Below are 18,967 nucleotides of genomic sequence, written 5' to 3'. Positions count from 1 at the left end.
TGCCTCGCAAAGACCGTGACTGCCTCAACTTCACAGAGGCGCGACAGCAAATCTCCGAAGGAAATCAGAGCTGAGGCGATGGCCCTTGGCGCAGCATTTGCAATGGGCCGGCGGCAGGGGGCACTGCTGTGCTCTGCTCTGCTCCAGAACGATCCGGTGTACCTGGTGCTACCAGCGTGCTGCCGTGCCCGGGCCGTGGAACGAAGACGGCGCCCTCCCAGCCCGGGGCCGTGGTGATGCGCGGAGTGCGGCGGGAGTTCAGCCGGCAGGGGATGCCAGCGGCGCGGCCGGACTCACGTACCCTGCCGCGTCCGCCCATCCGCAAGACCTCTAACATCATGTGGCGTTTCGTAGTCGGACGCCGATGCCTGCCTGGCCGTGTCCGCCGCCCAACGCCCACGACGTCCGCCGCAGAGCGATGGAGTCGGGTATCGAGCAGCCGAGGAGAGGAACGTTCATGCGCGCTCGGAGCATCGGCGCAGCCGCCGCAACAGCATTGGCGCTGGTGGCTGCCCGCGACCTCGTCCAGAAGAAGCACGCACTGCTCAGAAACTTCCCCGTGATCGGGCACGCCCGGTACCTGTTGGAGACGATCGGGCCGGAACTGCGCCAGTACGTCGTGACGTCCAACGAGGAAGAGCGCCCGTTCAGCCGTGACCAGCGCACCTGGATCTATGCGTCGGCGAAGGAAGAGAACAACTACTTCGGGTTCGGAACCGACGTAGATGTCGAGCATGTGCAAGGGCACGCGTACGTGAAGCAGCGGACGTTCGCCGACACGCTGCCCGATCTGCACGACCCGCAGGCCCCGCTGCCCTCGGCCAAGGTGCTGGGCGGCCCGCGCGGGCGCGCCAAGGCGTTCCGGCCGACGAGCGTCGTGAACATCTCGGCGATGAGCTTCGGATCGCTGTCCGGCGCGGCCATCACGGCGCTCAACAAGGGCGCGGCGCTGGCCGGCGCGATGCAGAACACGGGCGAGGGCGGCCTCTCGCAGTACCACCGCAACGGCGGTGACCTCATCCTCCAGATCGGGACGTCGTACTTCGGTTGCCGCAATGAAGACGGCACCTTCAACCTCGACAAGCTCAAGGCCGTGGTCGCAGGCGCCCCGGTCAAGGCGATAGAGATCAAGCTCTCCCAGGGCGCCAAGCCGGGGCTCGGTGGGATGCTGCCGGGCGCGAAGGTGACCCCCGAGATCGCCAGGATCCGCGGCATCCCGGTCGGCAAGGACTGCGCCTCCCCCTCTCGGCACACCGCGTTCCACGACGTCGACTCGATGCTCGACTTCGTGGAGTTGCTCGCTACCGAGACCGGTCTGCCGGTCGGGATCAAGAGCGCTGTGGGGGAGATGAGCTTCTGGCAGGAGCTGGCCACGCTGATGGCGCGTGGTGATCGCGGCGTCGACTTCGTGACCATCGACGGAGGCGAGGGCGGCACCGGGGCGGCTCCCCTGATCTTCACCGACTCGGTGTCGCTGCCGTTCCGGATGGGCTTCTCCCGCGTCTACAGCACGTTCGCCGAGCGGGGTCTGACCGACGACCTCACCTTCACCGGCTCCGGCAAGCTCGGTCTGCCCGAGAATGCCGCCGTCGCCTTCGCCCTGGGTGTCGACATGATCAACGTCGCCCGCGAGGCAATGCTGTCCATCGGCTGCATCCAGGCGCAGAAATGCCACACCGACAAGTGCCCCACCGGCATCGCCACTCAGGACCCGTGGCTGGTGCGCGGCATCGACGCGCCCTCGAAGGCCACCCGGGCTGCTGTCTACCTGCGCACCCTGCGTAAGGAGCTGCTGAAGGTCTCGGGAGCTGTCGGCGTCGCCCACCCGGCACTCATCACCACCACCGACATCGAGATCATGAACGGCGACTACGACGCCCGCACCCTGGCGAGCGTCTACGGCTACAAGGACGGCTGGGGCGAACTCGGCCCGGAGCTCGCCCAGGAGATCACCGCACTGCTCACCACCAGGCCGACCCCTTTCCAGAAGCCTGCCGGTTGACGCGTGACCAGGCCAGCCTGGGTGGACAGATGGCTTGACCGGCTCGCAGACGGGGGAAACGTGGGAGATGCGGCGCAGGTGAACAACGTCCTCGGCGGCCGGTTGAAGTGGCGCTCTCGCTATCTCATCCACAAGGCCCGCCGTCGAGGCCGGACAAGCCTGCTGATCCAGGTGGACCTGCTCGACCCACCCCGCAGCATGTCACCCAAGTGGCGCCTGGTGTCCATCACGGAAGGCGAGCGCCGGCTCAGCGGCATGGACCGAACCAGCATCAGAACGGCTCGTTTCGTCCCTCTTGCCCCAGGCCCGCACTCATGCAGCTTGAGGTCCACCGAACCAGCAAGTGACGTTCCACATGAGTCGACCGGGAGGCTGTGCTCGGGCAGGGAGACATCCTGCTGGTCACATGTGACCCGGTTCAGCCGAACGTCTTCCACCGGCGCAGTCCCGAGGTGGACACCTGGAGTCTGCAGATCACCTGATTCCTTCTGCAGCCCATTCGGTCCCGTGGGTGACAACTACCGAGCCTCGGCACAGTATTGCGACTGGGCGCCTCAGTCGGCCAGTGTTCACCGGCGTTGGGGTGCAGGTCATCAACGCCTGGCGGGCCAGAGCGTCGGCCACCTCTCCAAGCCACCTGCGGCGCTTCGACGCCCCCGTACGGCATGTCCTGCTCGCAGCCCTGCTTTTCCAGCGTCAGCGGGAGATCACCGACACCCTCGTGGAGCTGTTGAACTCCACCGTGCACCGCATCAACGCGTGGGCGAAGAAGAAGGTCACCGAGGCGTTCGTCGCCGAGTTCACCAAGGTCCGCGGCAGGGCCGGGCTGCTTGGGAAGATCGCCACTGCCTCCCTCGGCGCCCCCGAGGGCAGCGTGCGCGAGGTGGTCTATCCGGCCGTCGGCGGGGAGAAGGCCCTGAAAGACCTGGTCGCCGAGTTGAAAGCGACGAACGCGGAGTTCGCCCGCTCCAAGCGGGAGGTGTTCAAGTGCTCCCACTCCTGGTCCTGCTGCTCGCCATTGTGTGCAACAGCTTCTGCGCGGTGGGTCCGGTGAGTGGTGGTCGTCGTCGCGGTGGTGCTGCTCGTGGTCCTGGTGGTGGTAGCCGGGTGGCAGCAGGCGGTGTCGTGGTACAGCGCAGCATTTGCATGGCCCATGCTGCACACGGCAGTTGCCGGGGGAGCAGGCCAGTCCGTTGTCGGCCTGAGCCTGCTCAGCGGCCTGCGGCCCGAGGCTCTGCTGCACACAACGAGTTCTGCTGCTCCGAGGTCAGCAGCACGGCGTCAGTTTCCGTACTGGCGGCTGCATACATCGCAGTGCTGAGATGTTCCACGCGAGATCTATGCACAGCTGCTGCATGCACTGCGGAATGCACCCCTGGTGCACTTTTCTGTGCAGCAGGGGGACATTCGAGAGCCGGATATCACCTGGGGGCGATACCGCCAGTGCTGAGCCACGTTCCGTTGACCTGGTCGTTTCCCCTCCAGGGGAACGAACGCGCTCGCTGCCCTGCACCTTCGGATCGCAGGCAAAGCACAAGAAGGTGCCGGGAGTGAAGCGTGCAAGGCTCATGAAAGGATCGAGTCGTGGTACGACCTTCCCGGTACCCGCTTGAGCTCCGTCGCCGTGCAGTGCGCATGGTCGCCGAGGAAACAGAGGTGGGCGAATGGTTCGGGAGAGCATGATGCGCGTCGCCGTGGTCGGCTCGGGCGCGCTGGGAGCGGCGGCGGCGGACGAGCTCGTGCGCCGCGGCCTGTCCGTCGTGGTCTGCACGGCGGAGGAGTCGCGGCCGCCGGTGACGGATGTGGCGTTCGGCTGGCTCAACTCGCACGGGTCGGCGGCGGAACCGCCGTCGGGCGCGCGCGATCGGGACGAGCTCGCCCGGTCGCTCGGCGTGCTGCGCAATGTCACGGCGACGCGGCCGTTGCGCGGCGTCATCACCTGGAACGGCGCCGTGAGCTGGGCATCGACCGCAGCCGCAACGGCTCGATTCGCCGAGCAATCGGGTCCCGGCGTCGCGACCGTCGAGGCGGAGGCTCTGAGACAGATCCTTCCCGGCCTGCGGGTGCCGCCGCCGGTCGTCGCGCACGCGAGCGACGAGGGCATGGTCGAGCCGGACGACCTGCGCCGCGCGTTCCTCGCCCGCGCGCGGGCCGGCGGGGCCACCGTCGTCGCCGCTCGGGTGGATCGCATCCGGGCGCGGCGGGCGGGCGGCTATGAGCTGCAGGGCACCGGAGTGGCACTCGTCGTCGATCGGATCGTACTCGCCTGCGGGACGGGCCTGCCCGCCCTCGCGGAGCAGCTCGGCGAGCACATCGAAGTGCCCGGTGTCCCGGCCGCGCGCTTCACCTTCATCGCGCCGGAACTACGCCTGGACCGGGTGGTGTCCACGCCGGCTTTCGAGATCCGGCCGTCCGCCCGGCATGGCTTCGTCGGCGCCGAGGACGTGGTCCCGGGCGAGACGGAGACGGCGACGCGAGCGCGGGTACGTGCGTCCCTGAGTGCCGTAAGGGAGGCGTTCGGACTGCCGCGGGAACCGGTGCTGGGGGACGTGACCATAGGGGTCCGCCCGATCCCGGCTGGCGACGGCGTGCTCTGCGCACCGCTGGCGAGCACTCCGGGGGTCGTCGCACTGGCTGCGCACCCCGGGGTGACGCTCGCGGCCTCGCTGGCGCTGCGTGCGGCGGAACAACTCGGGGGGCTTTCCCCTTGATCGTGGACACCGGTTGTCATGCGGCGGTGGCCAGCGTAGTTGATCGTTGTTCGTAGGCGATCGGGCTGATCTGGTCGAGGCGGGAGTGCCGTCGGCGGGTGTTGTAGCGGGTTGCCCATCGGAAGGCCGCGAGGCGGGCCTCGCGGGCCCCGTCCCACCGTTTCCGTCCCTGGAGCGTCTCGCGTTTCATGGTCGCGTTCAGACTCTCCGCGGTGGCGTTGTCCGCGCTCGTGCCCGCCGCGCCGCGTGATCTGGTCACGCCGAGTTCCGAGCAGACCTGGGCGAACTCCCTCGACGCGTACTGGGCTCCGTTGTCGCTGTGGAAAATCGCCCCGTGCAGGCCGTCGGCGCCGCGGGCCGCTGCGGCGGCCCTGAGTGCGTCGGTGACCAGCTCCGTGCGCTCTACCTTCTTCCTGGGAGGCCCCAGTCATTCGTAGGGTTGCGGCACCCAGGGGAGGCGGGTGTGGCTCTCGGTGCGCTGCCGCCTTGTGGCTCCACATGCTTGGCCGCCCGGCTCCCCACGACGACTCGGCCGCCGATTAGGAAGTGCGAACAAGTCGCTGCGTAGAGCAATGCCGGCGAGGTCGTCCGTGGTACGCATCGTTCGAACGAGCATGTCAGGAGCGGGATGAGCCGGATGTGGGCTGGGATCGACAGCGGCAAGGGCCACCACCACTGCCTCGCATTGGACTCCAGCGGAAAGACACTGCTGTCGCGGCGGGTCGCCAACGACGAGCCCGAACTGCTGAAGCTGATCGGGGACGTCCTGGCCCTGGCCGGCGGCGAGCAGGTGACCTGGGCCATCGACATGACCGGCGGGGAGCCCGCGCTGCTGCTGGCCCTGCTGATCAACCACGGTCAGGAAGTCCTCTACATCCCGGGCCGCTTGGTGAACCGGGCATCCGACGGCTACCGAGGTGAGGGCAAGACCGACGCCCGCGACGCCTACGTCATCGCCGACCAGGCCAGGATGCGACGCGACCTGCGACCCATCCGCCCCGGCGACGAAATCGCCATCGAGCTCAAGCTGCTGACCGGCCGCCGCGGTGACCTGGTCGAGGACCGCACCCGCGCGGTGAACCGGCTACGCGGCACACTTCTGAGTATGTTCCCGGCCCTGGAGAGGGCCTTGGACCTGACCAATACGGGACCGCTCAAGCTCCTTGCGGGCTACCAGACCCCGGGCTCGATCCGTCGCGCCGGCACCGCGCGGCTGACGAAGTGGCTGGCCAATCGCAAGGTCCGCAACGCGCGATCCCTTGCCGAAACGGCCGTCGAGGCCGCCGAGCGCCAGCACACAGCTGTCCCCGGGGAGAAGACCATCGCAGCGATCGACCAGCCCGCCAGCCGCTTCGAGTGCAGGTCCAACACCGTTACCATATAGAGGAATTGGCCGCCTCCGATCGGGAGACAGGTGATGTCGCCCACGTACTTGGTGTTCGGCGCCTGGGCGGTGAAGTCGCGCCGCAGCAGGTCTGGCACCGGCGTTGCCGATGGCTCGGGAATGGTGGTGCGGACCTTCTTGCGCAGGTGCAGCCCGACGGTGCGGAACGTGCGCATGACGCGCTCGACGCGCTTGTGATTGACCCGCCTCCCGGCGTCCTTCAGCTCGGCGGTGACGCGCGGGACCCCGTAGGTGCCGTCCGATTCCCGGTGGATCTCAGCGATACGTTCGGCGAGCTCTGCATCTGCCTGGGCCCGGGCAGCCCGCGCGTCCGCGCCGGCCAGCCACCGGCAGAAGCCGGAACGCGAGACATGCAGCATCCGGCACAGCCGCTTGACGCCGAAGGCGCCACGGTGATCGTCGACGAACTGGAAGCGGCTGCTCACCAGCTGGTCTCCGCCGCAAAATACTTCGCGGCCCTCCGCAGGATCTCCCGCTCAGGCTCGAGTTCCTTCACCCGTGCCCGCAGCTGCCGGTTCTCCTTCTCCATCGCGGTGGCCTCCACGGCCCCGGGCCGGGCGGCCTGCCCGGCGTCCCGCACCCACGTGCGCAGCGTCTCGTGGCTGACGCCCACGTCCTTGGCCACCGACGCATACGTCCCACCCGGACTGGCGTGGTACAGCGCGACGGCATCGGCCCGGAACTCAGGCGAGTACTTCGATGTCCCCAACGGGAACTCCTGTCCTATGGATCTTCACGATCCAATGATCAGGGTGTCCACGATCAAGGGGAAACGCCCCCCTACAGCCCCGGCCATCACTTCCCCAAGGGCAGGAGCGATCCCGGCTTCCGCACGAAACTGCAGATCGCCGCAGAACTCGCCCGCACCGCCAAGGCCACCGGGGTGACCTTCCGGGCCGTTGCCGCCGACTGCGCCTACGGCGACCAGGACAGCTTCCGCAGACAACTCAGCGAGGCGGGACTGCCGTTCGTCATGGCCCTCAAACCGAGCCACGGCACCTGGGCCTACGGCAAGGACGCCTACACCCCCGCCGACGCCGCCCGCGCCCTGACCTGGACGGATCCCGAGCATCCCGGCGACTGGACTGCCATCGAGCGAACCTTCCGCGACGGACACACCGAGACCTGGTGGGCCGCCGATGCCCATCTCGGCTGGTGGGGCCCCGACGGAAACGTCCGCCTGATCGTGGCGACCGCAGACCCGGCCACCCTGCCCGCGAAGGCCACCTGGTACCTGGCCACCGACCTGCCCCGACCCGGCGGCCCCCGCGAGGCCGATAGTCCCGAACCCGCCGCTGACCTGCACGAAGTCGTCCGGATCTACGGAATCCGGCACTGGATCGAGCAGAACTACAAGCAGGTCAAGGACGAACTCGGGTGGGCCGACTTCCAGGTCCGCTCCGACACCGCCATCCGCCGCCACCAGACGCTGGTCACCTGCGCGTTCTCGTTCTGTTGGGACGCCTGGTTCAGTCCGCCACCCGAGGTTTCGCCCGGCACAGCACCACCGGAGCCGCCCGAAGAACCGAGCCGGCCCGAGAGGGGGCCCAACCAGACCCCACCAGCCCCACACGGCCAGCTGGCCAAAGCAATACGCGCCGTCCGGGCCTGGCTCGACCCCTGGACCAGCCTCCAACGATGCTGGCGAGCCTGGACGAATGCACCCCCACCACCGGAACTCCAAGCCCTGATCAACGCCGTCGGCGCAGGCCACCCGCTTGACCTCTACTCCCCGGCTTAACAAACCACCGCTAGAGCGAGGGCTCGGGCGACCGGTTCGGTGATCCACCAGTGCTTGCGGGGGAAGTCAGCCTCTCCCTTGACCTCCGTCGAGATCACGGTCGGCGCCCCGAAATGCTCGGCCACTGAGCCCTTGACGATGTTGTGGCCTACTGGTCGAAGAAACCCGTCATCGGAAACTGAACGTCGCAGAGAGCGGCTTCCGAGAGCGCTCGTCAGCTCTGATGCCAGACCAGCGTGTAGCGCCAGAACAGGCGTCGGCGCAGCCGAACACCGGGCAGAACACGGCGGGCGTCACGAACAATGTCGGCGAAGCTCATGGTCGCTGGTCGGGTGGAAGCCGTCATGGAGTCCGGCCGTGGTGCTCTGCGTCCCTTGTTCTTGATCCATGCCATGGCGATATTCAGCGGAATGGCGGCAGCGCCGAGAAGATGGTCGCCGGGTGACTGCGCACGGGCTACGCCTACGACGACCAAAGTCCCGCCTGGTGCCAAGCGCTGGCGAAGGTGGATGAGAGTGTCCGAGAACGGCAGGTGGTGGATGGTGGCGACACACGTGATGACGTCGTAGAAACCAGGCGGTATCTCCGTCAGTGCGTCTCCTGCGGTGAACGTCACTGGGGCAGCCGGCGCAGTGAGCTCCCGGGCCCGAGCAACGATTGTGTGGTCGGCATCCAGACCCTGCACGGATTTGGCACGTGAGGCCAGGAGCCGGGCCAAATCTCCGCTACCCGATCCAACGTCCAAAGCTCTGTCGAAGCGCCTGGGGACCTGCCGCATGATCCACCGGTGGTAGTGGGCGTTGTGGTCCCACGGGGGACGTTGTGGAATCGGTTAATTGCCTCAAAAATGCGGGTCGCCAATGTCGTCATGGCACCCAGTCCATCATCCTCGGTCCACCTGCAATAGCGTCGCAGGATCTCAAACAGTCACTGAGCTTGTTCTTTATGGTCCGACCTCGAACGATGTCCCGAACGCACTCGCTCGTACGAGGATTCCGGGGACGTGAACACGGCCTTCGTCTGATCCTGCGCTCCGACCAAAGAGGCACTTGACCAGTACGAAGGCCGTGGGGGAATGAGTCTGCTGCAACATGATGTCCGGCGGGAGACGTTCGCGGTCGCGTCACACTTCCGGGACGACTTCTTCGACTGCCTGACCCCGCGTGAGGACACGCTGTTCGAGCTGACCAACGCGTTGCTGTGCGCGGACGGGCCGGTGACCACGCCGGTGGACCTCACGCTGACGGCCGAGCACCGGCGCGGGCACGGTGCGATGTACGACGCGTTGAACAGCGGGAACGTCGATGTGTCGCGGCTGCAGCAGGTGCTGGCCGGGCTGCCGCAGCCCGAGGCCGCCGACGGGCGTCTGGTCCTGGCGGTGGACGTCACCCACTGGCTCCGGCCGGACGCACCGACCAGCGCGGACCGCTTGTTCTGCCACGTCTACGGCCGCAGCGGCCGGTCCTCGGACCAGTTCGTGCCCGGCTGGCCCTACTCGTTCGTCGCCGTGCTGGAGTCGGGCCGGACCTCGTGGTGCCAGATCCTGGACGCTCTGCGGCTGGGGCCGGCCGACGACGTCGCCAAGGTCACCGCTGCCCAGGTCCGCCGGGTGGTCGAGGACCTGATCGACATGGGCCGTTGGCGCGCGGGGGACCGCGACATCCTGGTCGTCTTCGACGCAGGCTACGACGCTCCGCGCATGGCCCATCTGCTGGAAGGACTGCCGGTGGAGGTCCTCGGGCGGATGCGCACGGACCGCGTGATGCGCAAGCCCGTCCCGGTCCCCTGGATCTCACCGCCGCAGGGCGGACGGCCGCCCAAGCACGGCAAGGAGTTCCGCTTCGCCAAGCCCGACACCTGGGAAGAGCCCGATACTGCGACCGTGCAGGTCACCGACCGCTACGGCACCGCTCGCGTGATGGCCTGGGACCGCATCCATCCCCGGCTGACCACCCGCTCCGCGTGGATTGACCACACCGGCGAACTCCCCGTCATCGAGCACGTTGATCCGCCTGGAGGTCGAGCGCCTGCCCGGCGGCCACGATCCACTCCCGGTCTGGCTGCGGTCGTCGGTCACCGGCCTGTCGGGCGAGGGCGTCGACCTGCGCTGGCAGGCGTTCCTGCGCAGATTCGACCTGGAGCACACTTTCCGCCCTTTCAAGCAAACGCTGGGCTGGACCCGCCCGAAGCTCCGTACCCCCGAGGCGGCGGACCGGTGGACCTGGCTGATCATCGCCGCCCATACCCAACTCCGCCTTGCCCGGCCGCTGGCTGCGGACCTCCGCCGCCCCTGGGAGAGGCCGGCCGAGCCCGGCCGGCTCACCCCCGCCCGGGTCCGCCGGGGGTTCAGAAACCTCCGCCCGTACTTGCCGAGGCTGTCGCACGGCTCCTGCCCCGTGAAGGTCAAGAGCGATTCGTTGTTCGGTTCCAAGGATCAGGGAGGCGTCGGATTCTTGGCCGGTGGAGCGGAACTTCTTGTCGTGCGACCGTGAACGTGATCTTGAGATGCCGCGGGATGTCCGGCAGTGGCTGCCGCCCGAGCACCTGTGCTGGAAGGTGCTCGACGTCGTCGAGGTTCTTGACCTGTCGGCGTTCGAGAACAGCTACCGTGACGACGGGCGGGGCGGGGTGGCCTACCCTCCCGCGAGCCTGATTGCGTTGCTCCTGTACTGCTACAGCAAGGGAGTGCGCTCCTCCCGTCGCATCGGGCAGGCTTGCTGGGACGACGTGGGCTGCCGAATCATCACCGCGAACCGCCGAGTGGACCACTCCACCGTCGCGCGGTTCGTACGACGCCACCGTGCCGCCTTGAACTCGCTGTTCGTCCAGGTGTTGTCGCTGTGTGGCCGACGTGGCCTGGTCGATCTTTCGGCGGTGGCCGTGGACGGCTCACCGATGGAGGCGAATGCCTCACGCGACGCCAACCAGCGGCTCCAGCGCCTGGAGGGGACCATCTCCCAGTGCGAGAAAGAGATCCGCACGCTGATGGAGGATGTAGTCGACCACGCGCTGAGCGTCGAGGCCGACGGCTCGGCAGCACAGGGCGATGGCGAGGACCCGTGCGATAACTGGCCTCGCCTGTCCCGGCTGTGCGACCGGCTCACCCGCGCGCACACGGCCAGGGACAGACTGCATGAACGGGCTATGCCTTCACCTACCGAGATCCGGGTCAAGGTCGAAGCCGCCGAGCGGATGGTGGCCCGCGCGGAGATGCGCCTGGCCGCCGAGACCGAGGCGCACCAGGAGAAGCTGAAGAAGTACGAGTTCCGCGTCCAAGAGGACCGGGCGGCAGGACGTCGTGGAGCGAACGGACGGCCGCCGGTCCCGATGGAGCACAAGACCGTCCTCGTTCGCCAGCGAACGCGACTGGTGAAGATGCGGGCCTGGCTGGAGCGGGCCCACGCACCCCGACCGGTCCCCTCCCCGGATTCCCGTGCCTGCCTGAGCGATCCCGACTCCCGGCTGATTCCCGGCAAACGCGGTGGCTACCTGCAGGGATACAACATCCAGATCGTGTGCGCCCGCCGTCAATTCTTGCTGGCCATCGAAGCGCACGACAATCCCTCGGACAGGACGGCCCTCGTTCCGATGGTGAAGAAGACCCAGCACAATCACCAGGCCGCACGGCTCCCCGGCGACATCCAACTCTGGCTCGCTGACAGCGGGTACGCTTCCGCCACGTCCTTCGAGGCCCTCGCTGACCTCCCGCTACTGGTCTCGGTCACCAGCGATACCGACCAGGCAGGCTTTCCCGCGAAACGTCAGCAGGCCCCTGCCGGCCAGCAGGACATGGCGGCCCGCCTCGCCACCCCAACGGGACGGGCCCAGTACCGTCAACGAAGTGCCCTGGTCGAGCCGGGATTCGCCCAGTTCTTCCAACGGATCGGACGACACCTCAACTACCGCGGCCGCCAAGCGGTGGACGCCGAGATCAAGCTCCTCGGCACGGTGCACAACCTCAACAAGCTCATCAATCACACACCCAAGAATCGCTCTTGACCTTCACGGGGCAGGAGCCGTGCGACAGCCTCTGCCCTGTCCGGCCCGTGCGCCGAAACTCAACCGGCCCGGCCCCGGCAGGCCGATCGGCTCGAAGAACCGGCACCCCGCCATCCGCTACGACGTGGGTAAAACGGTCAGGCGACCTGAGACCATCGCCGAACGCGACCAGGTCAGACCATAAAGAACAAGCTGAGAGGTCGTTTTCACCTTGGATGCCAGTGTATCCGTCGATTTTTGGAGTGCGGGACTGTGGTGCTGGTGAGGCTGGAGGTGTGGTTGAGGCCTGTTGGCCGGGTGGGGTGACAGCAGGGGCGGGAGGCGGTCCGTGTCTGTCTCATCCCAGGATGTCCAGTCCTCGGGGGGTGCCTCTATGTTCTTCGTCAACCCCAAGGTGCCGGTTCTGGGGTGGTTTGCCGGGGTGGGGTTCATGCGGTTGCTGGGTGTTGGTTCGGGGTTCGCGGGGCTCGTAGAAGGTGCCGTCTCGGAGCATGGCGAACAGGACGCTGATGCGTTGGCGTGCGAGGCGGAGGAGGGCCTGTGTGTGGGTCTTGCCCCTCTCTGTCAGCCTTGGGTGAGACATCCCGTTCTGCGGGGTTAGCCTGAGAGGGCACGACAGGAGAACCGTCCCTTATGCCCAGTACAGAGCCCGTCGGGTCCGAGCCGGCGCCGAGGCCGAAGCGCCGCACTTTCACCTCGGAGTACAAGCTGCGAATCGTCGCCGAGTACGACGCCGCGCCCAGGAACGAGAAGGGTGCGGTCCTGCGCAGGGAACGGCTCTACCACTCGCATGTCAAGGAGTGGCGGGCCGCCCGGGATGCCGGGGCCCTGGAAAACCTGGTCGACCGCCGGACCAGCCCGGCCCGTGCGAAGAAGTCCGCCGCGGAGGTGGAGAACGAAAAGCTGCGGCAGCAGGTGGAGCGGTTGCAGAGGGACCTGGCACGGAACAAGGCCGCACTCGAGGTGATGGGAAAAGCTTCCGCGCTCTTGGAAATGATCTCCGAGAGCGCGGACTGAAGCCTGCCGCCGACCCTGTCGTGGACGAGGCGTTCACCAGCGTCGAGGTTCAGCTGGGCATCACGGCCGCCTGTCGGCTGACCGGCCGCTCCCGCGCCACGCATTACCGTCGGCTCCGGCCCCCACCACCACGCAGAACACGTGCCCCACAGATGCAGCCGTCGGCCCTGACGGCCGAAGAGCGTTCTGCGGTACTCGAGTTGATGAACGGCGACGAGTACGCCGAGCTGGCGCCCGCGCAGATCTGGGCCCGCGAGCTGGATGCCGGGCGCTATCACTGCTCCGTCTCGACGATGTACCGGATCCTGCGCGAGCAGGATCAGTCCGGTGAGCGCCGACGGCAGGCCACCCATCCCGCCAAGGCGGTGCCCGAGCTGGTCGCCACCGGGCCCTCGCAGGTGTTCACCTGGGACATCACCAAGGCGGCCGGGCCGGCCAAGGGCGTCTGGTATCACGCCTACGTGATCATCGACATCTTCAGCCGGTATATCGTCGGCCACACCGTCGAGCGAGCCGAATCAGCTGTGCGGGCCGAGGAGCTGATCCGCGAGACCATCGCCCGCAACGGCATCGTGCCCCAGACCGTGCACGCGGACCGCGGCACCTCGATGACGTCGAAGAAGGTCTCCCAACTACTGATCGATCTGGGCGTGACGCGGTCGCACTCGAGGCCGAAGGTCTCCAACGACAACCCTTACAGCGAGGCCCAGTTCAAGACCACGAAGTACATGTCGGATTATCCTGAACGGTTCGATTCGCTGGCCCACGCCCGCGAGTGGTTCGACGCGTTCATCGCGTATTACAACCATGAGCACCGGCACTCGGGTATCGGCTGGCACACACCAGCCTCCGTCCACTTCGGGACCGCCGAGGAAGTCCGCGACCAGCGCGCGGTCACCCTCGCCGAGGCATACGCCCGCCACCCCGAACGCTTCGGCCGCCGCCCCAGACCACCCGAGATACCCCAGACGGCCTGGATCAACGACCCGGCCAAACGCAGGGAACCCGCACCACAAACCTCATAGCGTCACGACCGTCTCACTGGACTTGAAATCTTCCGTGCCGCGGGCGCGTTGTTTGTCGTAGTAGGTGCGGGAGACGGGATCGGCGTTCATGCAGGCGAAGGCGGAGAGGAACATGGCGCGTTTGAGCTGCCGGTTTCCTCCTCGGGGTGCGTGTTCGCCGTGGATCGATGTGCCTGACTGCTTGGTGGTGGGGGCGAGGCCGGCGTAGGAGGCGAGGTGGGCGGCGGTGGGGAAGCCGGTGCCGTCGCCGACGGTGGTCAGCAGGACTGCGGCGGTCCTGACGCCGACTCCGGGCATCGAGGTCAGGACCGGGGAAAGAGACATCCGATGCAGTTGATCTGTCAAGCGGCGATGGTGAGTTGTGGGGTTGACGGTGCGGGGAACGCGGCGAGCTCGTCATAGCGGGTTCGCTTGGTAAGGCAGTGGTGGAGGCAGCCGAGCATGCGGTTGAAGAGGTTGCGCTGAGCGGCAGTGTGACGGTCTCCATCGGCTCGCCGCCGGTCGTAGTGGGCCCGGGCTCCGGGTGAAGCGGTCAGGCTGGCGAAGGCCCAGACATAGCCGACCGAGGCCAGACGCTGGTTCTTGACCCGTCGGGCCATGACCGCGAGGCTCCTGCCGGACGCCCGGGTGACCGGTGCGGCTCCGGCGAAGGCCTTGAGCCCTCTAGCGTCGGTGAAGCGGGATCGGTCGTCACCGATCTCGGCGAGCACCCGGGCGCCGGTGAGAGCCCCGAGCCCTGGAAAGCTGGTGATGACCTCGGCGTCCGGGTGCGTGTCAAAAGACTCCACCGTCGCTTCGGCGAGGTCGTCGACACTGGTGCAGGCGGCATCAAGTTGTCTGAGCAGGGCGATGGCCTGGCGGCCCATGGCCTGCTCGACCTGCGGAGGCTGGCGCATCTGCGGGATGCGCAGTGCGTCTCGGAGCCGTTCGGCTTCCGCCTCGATGCCGCGTTGGCGGCCGGCCCTTTTCAGGAGCGAGCGCAGCTGGACGCGGGTGAGCCTGGCCGCCTGTTCGGGTGTGGGGGCCGCGGCCAGGAGGACGCGGGCGACGTTGCTGCTGATTCCTTCGCGGTTGTGCTGGAAGGTCGCGAGGAAGCCGGGGAAGCATTCGCGCAGGTGGGAGCGGAGTTTGTTGCCCGCTTGGGTGCGGTCCCAGACCGCGTCCTGCTGAGCGCGGGCCAGGACGGCTATAGCGCGGGCGAGTTCGCTGTCGTCGGGCAGCGGCCGGTGGGCGGCCTTGTCCGTGCGCAAGATGTTCGCGAGCACCATGGCGTCGAGGTGGTCGGACTTCTTGCGGGTGACCGTATGCCGGTCGCGGTAGCGTGCGGCGGCCATCGGGTTGATCGCGTAGACGGGCCGGCCGGTGGCTCGCAGGCAGGCCACAAGGAGGCCGCGGGAGGTCTCGATCGCGACAGGAATCAGGGTGTTCGCGCTGTCGCCGTGAGCGGTGAGGAGACTGAGGAGCTGGTGCAGGCCCTCGAGGTCGTCGTTGATTCGGGCCCTGGATAACAAGGTGCCCTCGTGGTCGATCAGAGCGACATCGTGGTGGTCGCTGGCCCAGTCGATTCCGCAGGTGACGGTCATCGTGGCGTGTTCGTCCTCTCGGTCTGGGGTGTCCTGCTGGTCGCAGCCGTGCGGGGGCACGCGTCTCCCTAATGGAAGGGCTCGATGGCCCTGCATCCGATTAGCCGTTCGTGACCCCAGCGACTCACAGGGCCCTCGGTCTGCTCCAGAGCTCGGCGGCTCCAGGCGTGGTGAGAGGTGACCCCTGTGGGCGGCTCGGACCACAAACTTCAACGATCCGATCATCGGACTGGATGCGGTGGGGTACGGACTCGTGACGCTGGACGGCACCGGAGGCCGACTCTTGACCAAGGGATCCAAGTCCCTGGGGGTGTGCGCGGCTTCTCCGGCACCGACCACCGTCACGAGGGTGATGCGGGGCCCGCAGTCTCTTTCAAGGCGTCGACGGGCCGGGGTGGGCCTGGCGGTGCCCCGCATCACTGCCCATTAGGGTGGGCCTCCAGCAGGGTGTTGATCTGGGCTTCCAGGGCCCGGCGTTGTTCGTGGACGGCGGCGAGCGAGCGGGCCAGGGAGGGCAGGACGATGTCGAGGGTGCCGGTCCCCGGGACCACGACGGTCTGCTCGTCCAGGGCGTCGAAGACGTCGTCGATCAGCCGTCCTGCCATGCGCGGGGCCTTGGGGCGGACGAGCTCGACGAGGCGGCGGCGTCCGGCTTTGCGTAGGGCGGCCGGCGAGCCGTGGCGTTCCAGCAGCCAGGTGACGGCCTGGTGGTCGAGACGGGGGCCGAGGACACGTTCCAGCGAGGGGTGGAACTGGGTGAGCAGGCCGCGTATCCGGTTGCTGGTGCGGGTGGCCTCGGCCGCGAGGTCCTGGTCGAAGCCGGCGAGGACGGTCAGCTCGGCGGTGATCTCGTCGGTGAGTTCCAGGGTTCGCAGGGTGTGCGGCATGGTGCGGGCCGCGTCCGCGATGACGGCGGCGTCGCGGGCGTCCGTTTTGGCCTCGCCGGGGTAGAGGTCGGCGATCCGGCGCATGGCCAGGCCGGGCAGGTAGGCGACCTTGCAGCCCGTGTCCCGGGCGACGGCCAGGGGCAGGGCTCCGATGGAGGCGGGCTGGTCCACGATCACCAGGACGGTGCCGAACTTGGCGGCCAGTTTGTCGAAGACGGCCCGCAGTTTCGGCTCGCTGTTGGGCAGGGGCTTGTCGAAGACCTTCTTGCCTGCCGGGGTGAGCCCGTGGCCGTGATGGGCCGTCTTGCCGACGTCCAGGCCGAGGAACACGCCCACGTCTTCGGTTTCGAACATTGTTCCCTTCCAGGGGAGTTGAACGTGCCGGCCTCGGCGTCGGTGTCGTACGCGCGCATCCACGTTATGCAGACCTGCCGCCCGCGAGCTGTCCGGCATTGCGCCGGACCGGGCGGTGGCCGGACCTCTCATCAGCGTCTCCGACGGCACCTCCCGGGCCCGGTGACACCACCCCCCCCAGGTCATCCGTTCGACAGGGGGACACAGTCATGCCGGGCCCGGAGGCCAGCGGCCCTCTTGCAGGACCGCGAAAAACATAACGGGGGGCTTCCGTCGCCGTTGCCGTGCGCCGGGGCGCACTCGGTCCGGAGCGGTACGCCAGGAGCATGCCTGCGCGACGTCCGTACCCGAGTGATCTGTCCGATGCTCGCTGGGAGTTGATCGAGCCGGTCCTTGCCGCCTGGCGATTCGAGCGCCGGGGCAGGGCCCTGGATTTCGGCCGGCCACCCGGGCACGACCTGTGCGACATCATGGACGCGATCTTGTATGTGGACCGCACCGGCGTGCAGTGGCGCTACCTTCCGCACGACTTCCCGCCCTGGGAAACGGTCTGCGGATACTTCGCGAAGTGGACGAAGGAAGGAGTGTTCGCCCAGCTCAACGGCCTGCTCAGGCAGCTCTTGCGGCAGAAGGAAGGGCAGGACGCCGAACTGAGGTTCCCCCGAGATGCGGGGATGGGTGACAGAAGGTCAGATGGGTCTCATGAGAGGAGCCCAGACGATGCCTGCGCCGAGAAAGTACCCGCTGGAGTTGCGTGAGCGTGCGGTCCGGATGTACCGGACCGCCGAGCCGAAGCCCGTGATCCGCCGCATGGCCGAGGAACTCGGCGTGCACCACGAGGCCCTGCGCAACTGGATCCGCCAGGCCGAGGCCGACGCCGGCGAACGCGACGACCTGCTCACCACCGCCGAGCGTGAGGAGCTTGCCGCCCTGCGCAAGGAGAATGCCCAGCTCAAGCGTGCGAATGAGGTCCTGCGGACGGCCTCGGCTTTTTCGCGGCCCAGCTCGACCCGACCCGGCCCAGGTGACGGCGCTCGTTGACGAGCACCCGCATCTGGGGGTCGAGCCCGTACTCCGGGAACTGAACATCCCTTCCTCCACCTACTACCGGTGGCGCCAGGCCGAGAAGGAACCGTGCGAACGGCGCCGCCGGGACGCCGAGCTGACGGGCAGGATCCAGCAGGTCCACGACGAGTCCGGCGGGATCTATGGCTCACCTCGCGTGCACGCCGTCCTCAAGCGTGAGGGCGTCCACGTCGGCAGGAAGCGCGTCGAGCGGCTCATGCGGGAGGCCGGCCTGGCCGGGATCAGCCCCCGCCGGGGCACGGGTTTCACTCGCCGTGACCCGGACGCCGATCTGGCCCCTGACCTGGTGCAACGCGACTTCACCGCGAATGGGCCGAACCGGCTGTGGGTTACCGACTTGACCATGATCTCCACCGGGGAGGGGCCGTTGTGGCTGTCCGCGATCCGCGACGCGTTCTCCCGCCGGGTGGTCGCCTGGGAGACCTCCGCCCGCGCGGACGCCGACCTGGTCCTCACCTCGCTGGAGTATGCCCTGGCCAGCCGCGAGGTCGCCCCCGGTGAGCTCATTCACCACGCCGACCACGGCTGTCAATACACGTCCGTGAAGCTCACAACACGCCTGGTCAGGGCCGGTATCCAGGCGTCCATGGGCTCGGTCGGCGACTCGTTCGACAATGCCCTGGCGGAGAACCTGTGGATGGTCATCAAGACCGAGTGCATCCGCGGCCGCGTCTTCGCCACCAGAGCCGAAGCGAACCTCGCGCTCTTCGAGTACATCGACGGCTTCTACAACCCCCGCCGCATCCAGAAACGACTGGGCTACCTCAGCCCGATCGAGTTCGAGGAGAAGTACTACGCCGCCCCGGCAGCGACCGAACAAGTGAACCTGAAACCACGTCAACCCGCTCTGACCAGCTAGTCAGCCACTCCCGCGCTGCGGGGGAACCTCAAACCGTCGGGCTGCGTGATCGAAGCGCAGAGCGTCAAGACCTCCAGTCATGGACGGCGGCGGCCCGGCGATCAGCCGGGCCGCCCGCACGCCGAGGGGCCGTGGGGGAGCGGACCAGGACCCGTTCGTGTAACGGAGCATCCAGCGCCACGCCCAGCTGCCCGTGCCACAGCGCGTGGAAGGCGACGGGCAGGACCTCGATCGGGTCGCCTACCGCCTTGATGCCCTCGATCAGCGGCCGTGCCTCGGCGAACGCCTCAAGCATGGC

General features: G+C 67.8%; 10 protein-coding genes and 10 pseudogenes. 13 read left to right on the top strand and 7 right to left on the bottom strand.

Translation table 11 applies throughout. From position 1 onward, the window contains the following. The first annotated feature begins 457 nt into the window (after nucleotides 1-457). From OG978_RS03100 to OG978_RS03090, 3 genes are all read left to right on the top strand, one after another. On the top strand, nucleotides 458-2,002 hold the full coding sequence (locus OG978_RS03100) for an FMN-binding glutamate synthase family protein (RefSeq protein ID WP_326763679.1): 1,545 nt from the start codon (nucleotides 458-460) through the stop codon (nucleotides 2,000-2,002). 565 nt (nucleotides 2,003-2,567) lie between these two features. Continuing rightward, nucleotides 2,568-3,056, top strand: a complete 489-nt coding sequence (locus tag OG978_RS03095; protein WP_326763678.1) for a hypothetical protein — start codon at nucleotides 2,568-2,570, stop codon at nucleotides 3,054-3,056. A 610-nt stretch (nucleotides 3,057-3,666) separates the two neighbouring features. After that, nucleotides 3,667-4,713, top strand: a complete 1,047-nt coding sequence (locus tag OG978_RS03090) for an FAD-dependent oxidoreductase (RefSeq protein ID WP_326763677.1) — start codon at nucleotides 3,667-3,669, stop codon at nucleotides 4,711-4,713. Nucleotides 4,714-4,729: 16 nt separating this feature from the next. On the opposite strand, the pseudogene OG978_RS03085 reads toward OG978_RS03090, so the two are convergent. After that, nucleotides 4,730-5,113 (bottom strand): annotated as a pseudogene (locus OG978_RS03085) (transposase); the annotation flags it as partial. A gap of 228 nt (nucleotides 5,114-5,341) precedes the next feature. On the opposite strand from OG978_RS03085, the pseudogene OG978_RS03080 reads away from it, so the two are divergent. Further along, a pseudogene (locus OG978_RS03080) lies at nucleotides 5,342-6,040 on the top strand (IS110 family transposase); the annotation flags it as partial. Here OG978_RS03080 and OG978_RS03075 read toward each other — a convergent pair. After that, nucleotides 5,989-6,827: pseudogene (locus tag OG978_RS03075) on the bottom strand (IS3 family transposase); the annotation flags it as partial. The pseudogenes OG978_RS03080 and OG978_RS03075 overlap by 52 nt on opposite strands. A 69-nt stretch (nucleotides 6,828-6,896) precedes the next feature. On the opposite strand from OG978_RS03075, the pseudogene OG978_RS03070 reads away from it, so the two are divergent. Further along, nucleotides 6,897-7,840, top strand: a pseudogene (locus OG978_RS03070) (IS701 family transposase); the annotation flags it as partial. Nucleotides 7,841-8,073: 233 nt separating this feature from the next. On the opposite strand, the pseudogene OG978_RS03065 reads toward OG978_RS03070, so the two are convergent. Next, nucleotides 8,074-8,729 (bottom strand): annotated as a pseudogene (locus OG978_RS03065) (class I SAM-dependent methyltransferase). 205 nt (nucleotides 8,730-8,934) lie between these two features. Here OG978_RS03065 and OG978_RS03060 point away from each other — a divergent pair. The 5 genes and pseudogenes from OG978_RS03060 to OG978_RS03040 form a co-directional block, all read left to right on the top strand. After that, nucleotides 8,935-10,276 (top strand): annotated as a pseudogene (locus tag OG978_RS03060) (NF041680 family putative transposase); the annotation flags it as partial. A gap of 88 nt (nucleotides 10,277-10,364) precedes the next feature. After that, nucleotides 10,365-11,858: a transposase gene (locus tag OG978_RS03055; RefSeq protein ID WP_326763675.1), complete on the top strand. Its 1,494-nt coding sequence runs from the start codon at nucleotides 10,365-10,367 to the stop codon at nucleotides 11,856-11,858. A gap of 19 nt (nucleotides 11,859-11,877) precedes the next feature. After that, nucleotides 11,878-12,042: pseudogene (locus tag OG978_RS03050) on the top strand (NF041680 family putative transposase); the annotation flags it as partial. A gap of 449 nt (nucleotides 12,043-12,491) precedes the next feature. Beyond that, the gene (locus tag OG978_RS03045; protein WP_266726502.1) at nucleotides 12,492-12,875 is read left to right on the top strand and encodes a hypothetical protein; all 384 of its coding nucleotides are present in this window, start codon (nucleotides 12,492-12,494) and stop codon (nucleotides 12,873-12,875) included. 20 nt (nucleotides 12,876-12,895) lie between these two features. Continuing rightward, entirely contained in the window at nucleotides 12,896-13,900 is a 1,005-nt protein-coding gene (locus OG978_RS03040; protein WP_326763270.1) for an IS3 family transposase, read from the top strand. Between the two features lie 36 nt (nucleotides 13,901-13,936). On the opposite strand, the pseudogene OG978_RS03035 reads toward OG978_RS03040, so the two are convergent. The 3 genes and pseudogenes from OG978_RS03035 to OG978_RS03025 all read right to left on the bottom strand — a co-directional run. Then, a pseudogene (locus OG978_RS03035) lies at nucleotides 13,937-14,218 on the bottom strand (IS110 family transposase); the annotation flags it as partial. A 23-nt stretch (nucleotides 14,219-14,241) separates the two neighbouring features. Then, entirely contained in the window at nucleotides 14,242-15,483 is a 1,242-nt protein-coding gene (locus OG978_RS03030; protein ID WP_326769885.1) for an IS110 family transposase, read from the bottom strand. A gap of 428 nt (nucleotides 15,484-15,911) precedes the next feature. Further along, nucleotides 15,912-16,724: pseudogene (locus OG978_RS03025) on the bottom strand (IS110 family transposase); the annotation flags it as partial. Between the two features lie 326 nt (nucleotides 16,725-17,050). On the opposite strand from OG978_RS03025, the pseudogene OG978_RS03020 reads away from it, so the two are divergent. The 3 genes and pseudogenes from OG978_RS03020 to OG978_RS03010 all read left to right on the top strand — a co-directional run. Next, nucleotides 17,051-17,374, top strand: a pseudogene (locus OG978_RS03020) (transposase); the annotation flags it as partial. 70 nt (nucleotides 17,375-17,444) lie between these two features. Then, a complete protein-coding gene (locus tag OG978_RS03015; protein ID WP_326763674.1) occupies nucleotides 17,445-17,765 on the top strand; it encodes a transposase in 321 nt (106 codons plus the stop codon). Next, on the top strand, nucleotides 17,749-18,669 hold the full coding sequence (locus OG978_RS03010) for an IS3 family transposase (RefSeq protein ID WP_326763673.1): 921 nt from the start codon (nucleotides 17,749-17,751) through the stop codon (nucleotides 18,667-18,669). The genes OG978_RS03015 and OG978_RS03010 overlap by 17 nt, the downstream gene beginning before the upstream one ends. Before the next feature lie 64 nt (nucleotides 18,670-18,733). Here OG978_RS03010 and OG978_RS03005 read toward each other — a convergent pair whose 3' ends face one another. Further along, complete coding sequence (locus OG978_RS03005) at nucleotides 18,734-18,964, bottom strand: hypothetical protein (protein ID WP_326763672.1); 231 nt, start codon at nucleotides 18,962-18,964, stop codon at nucleotides 18,734-18,736. Between the last annotated feature and the right edge of the window lie 3 nt (nucleotides 18,965-18,967).

The organism is Streptomyces sp. NBC_01591 (assembly GCF_035918155.1).
Classification (GTDB): Bacteria; Actinomycetota; Actinomycetes; order Streptomycetales; family Streptomycetaceae; genus Streptomyces.
The sequence above is the reverse complement of the archived record's forward strand: the minus strand, read 5'-3'. Positions and strand labels throughout refer to the sequence as shown.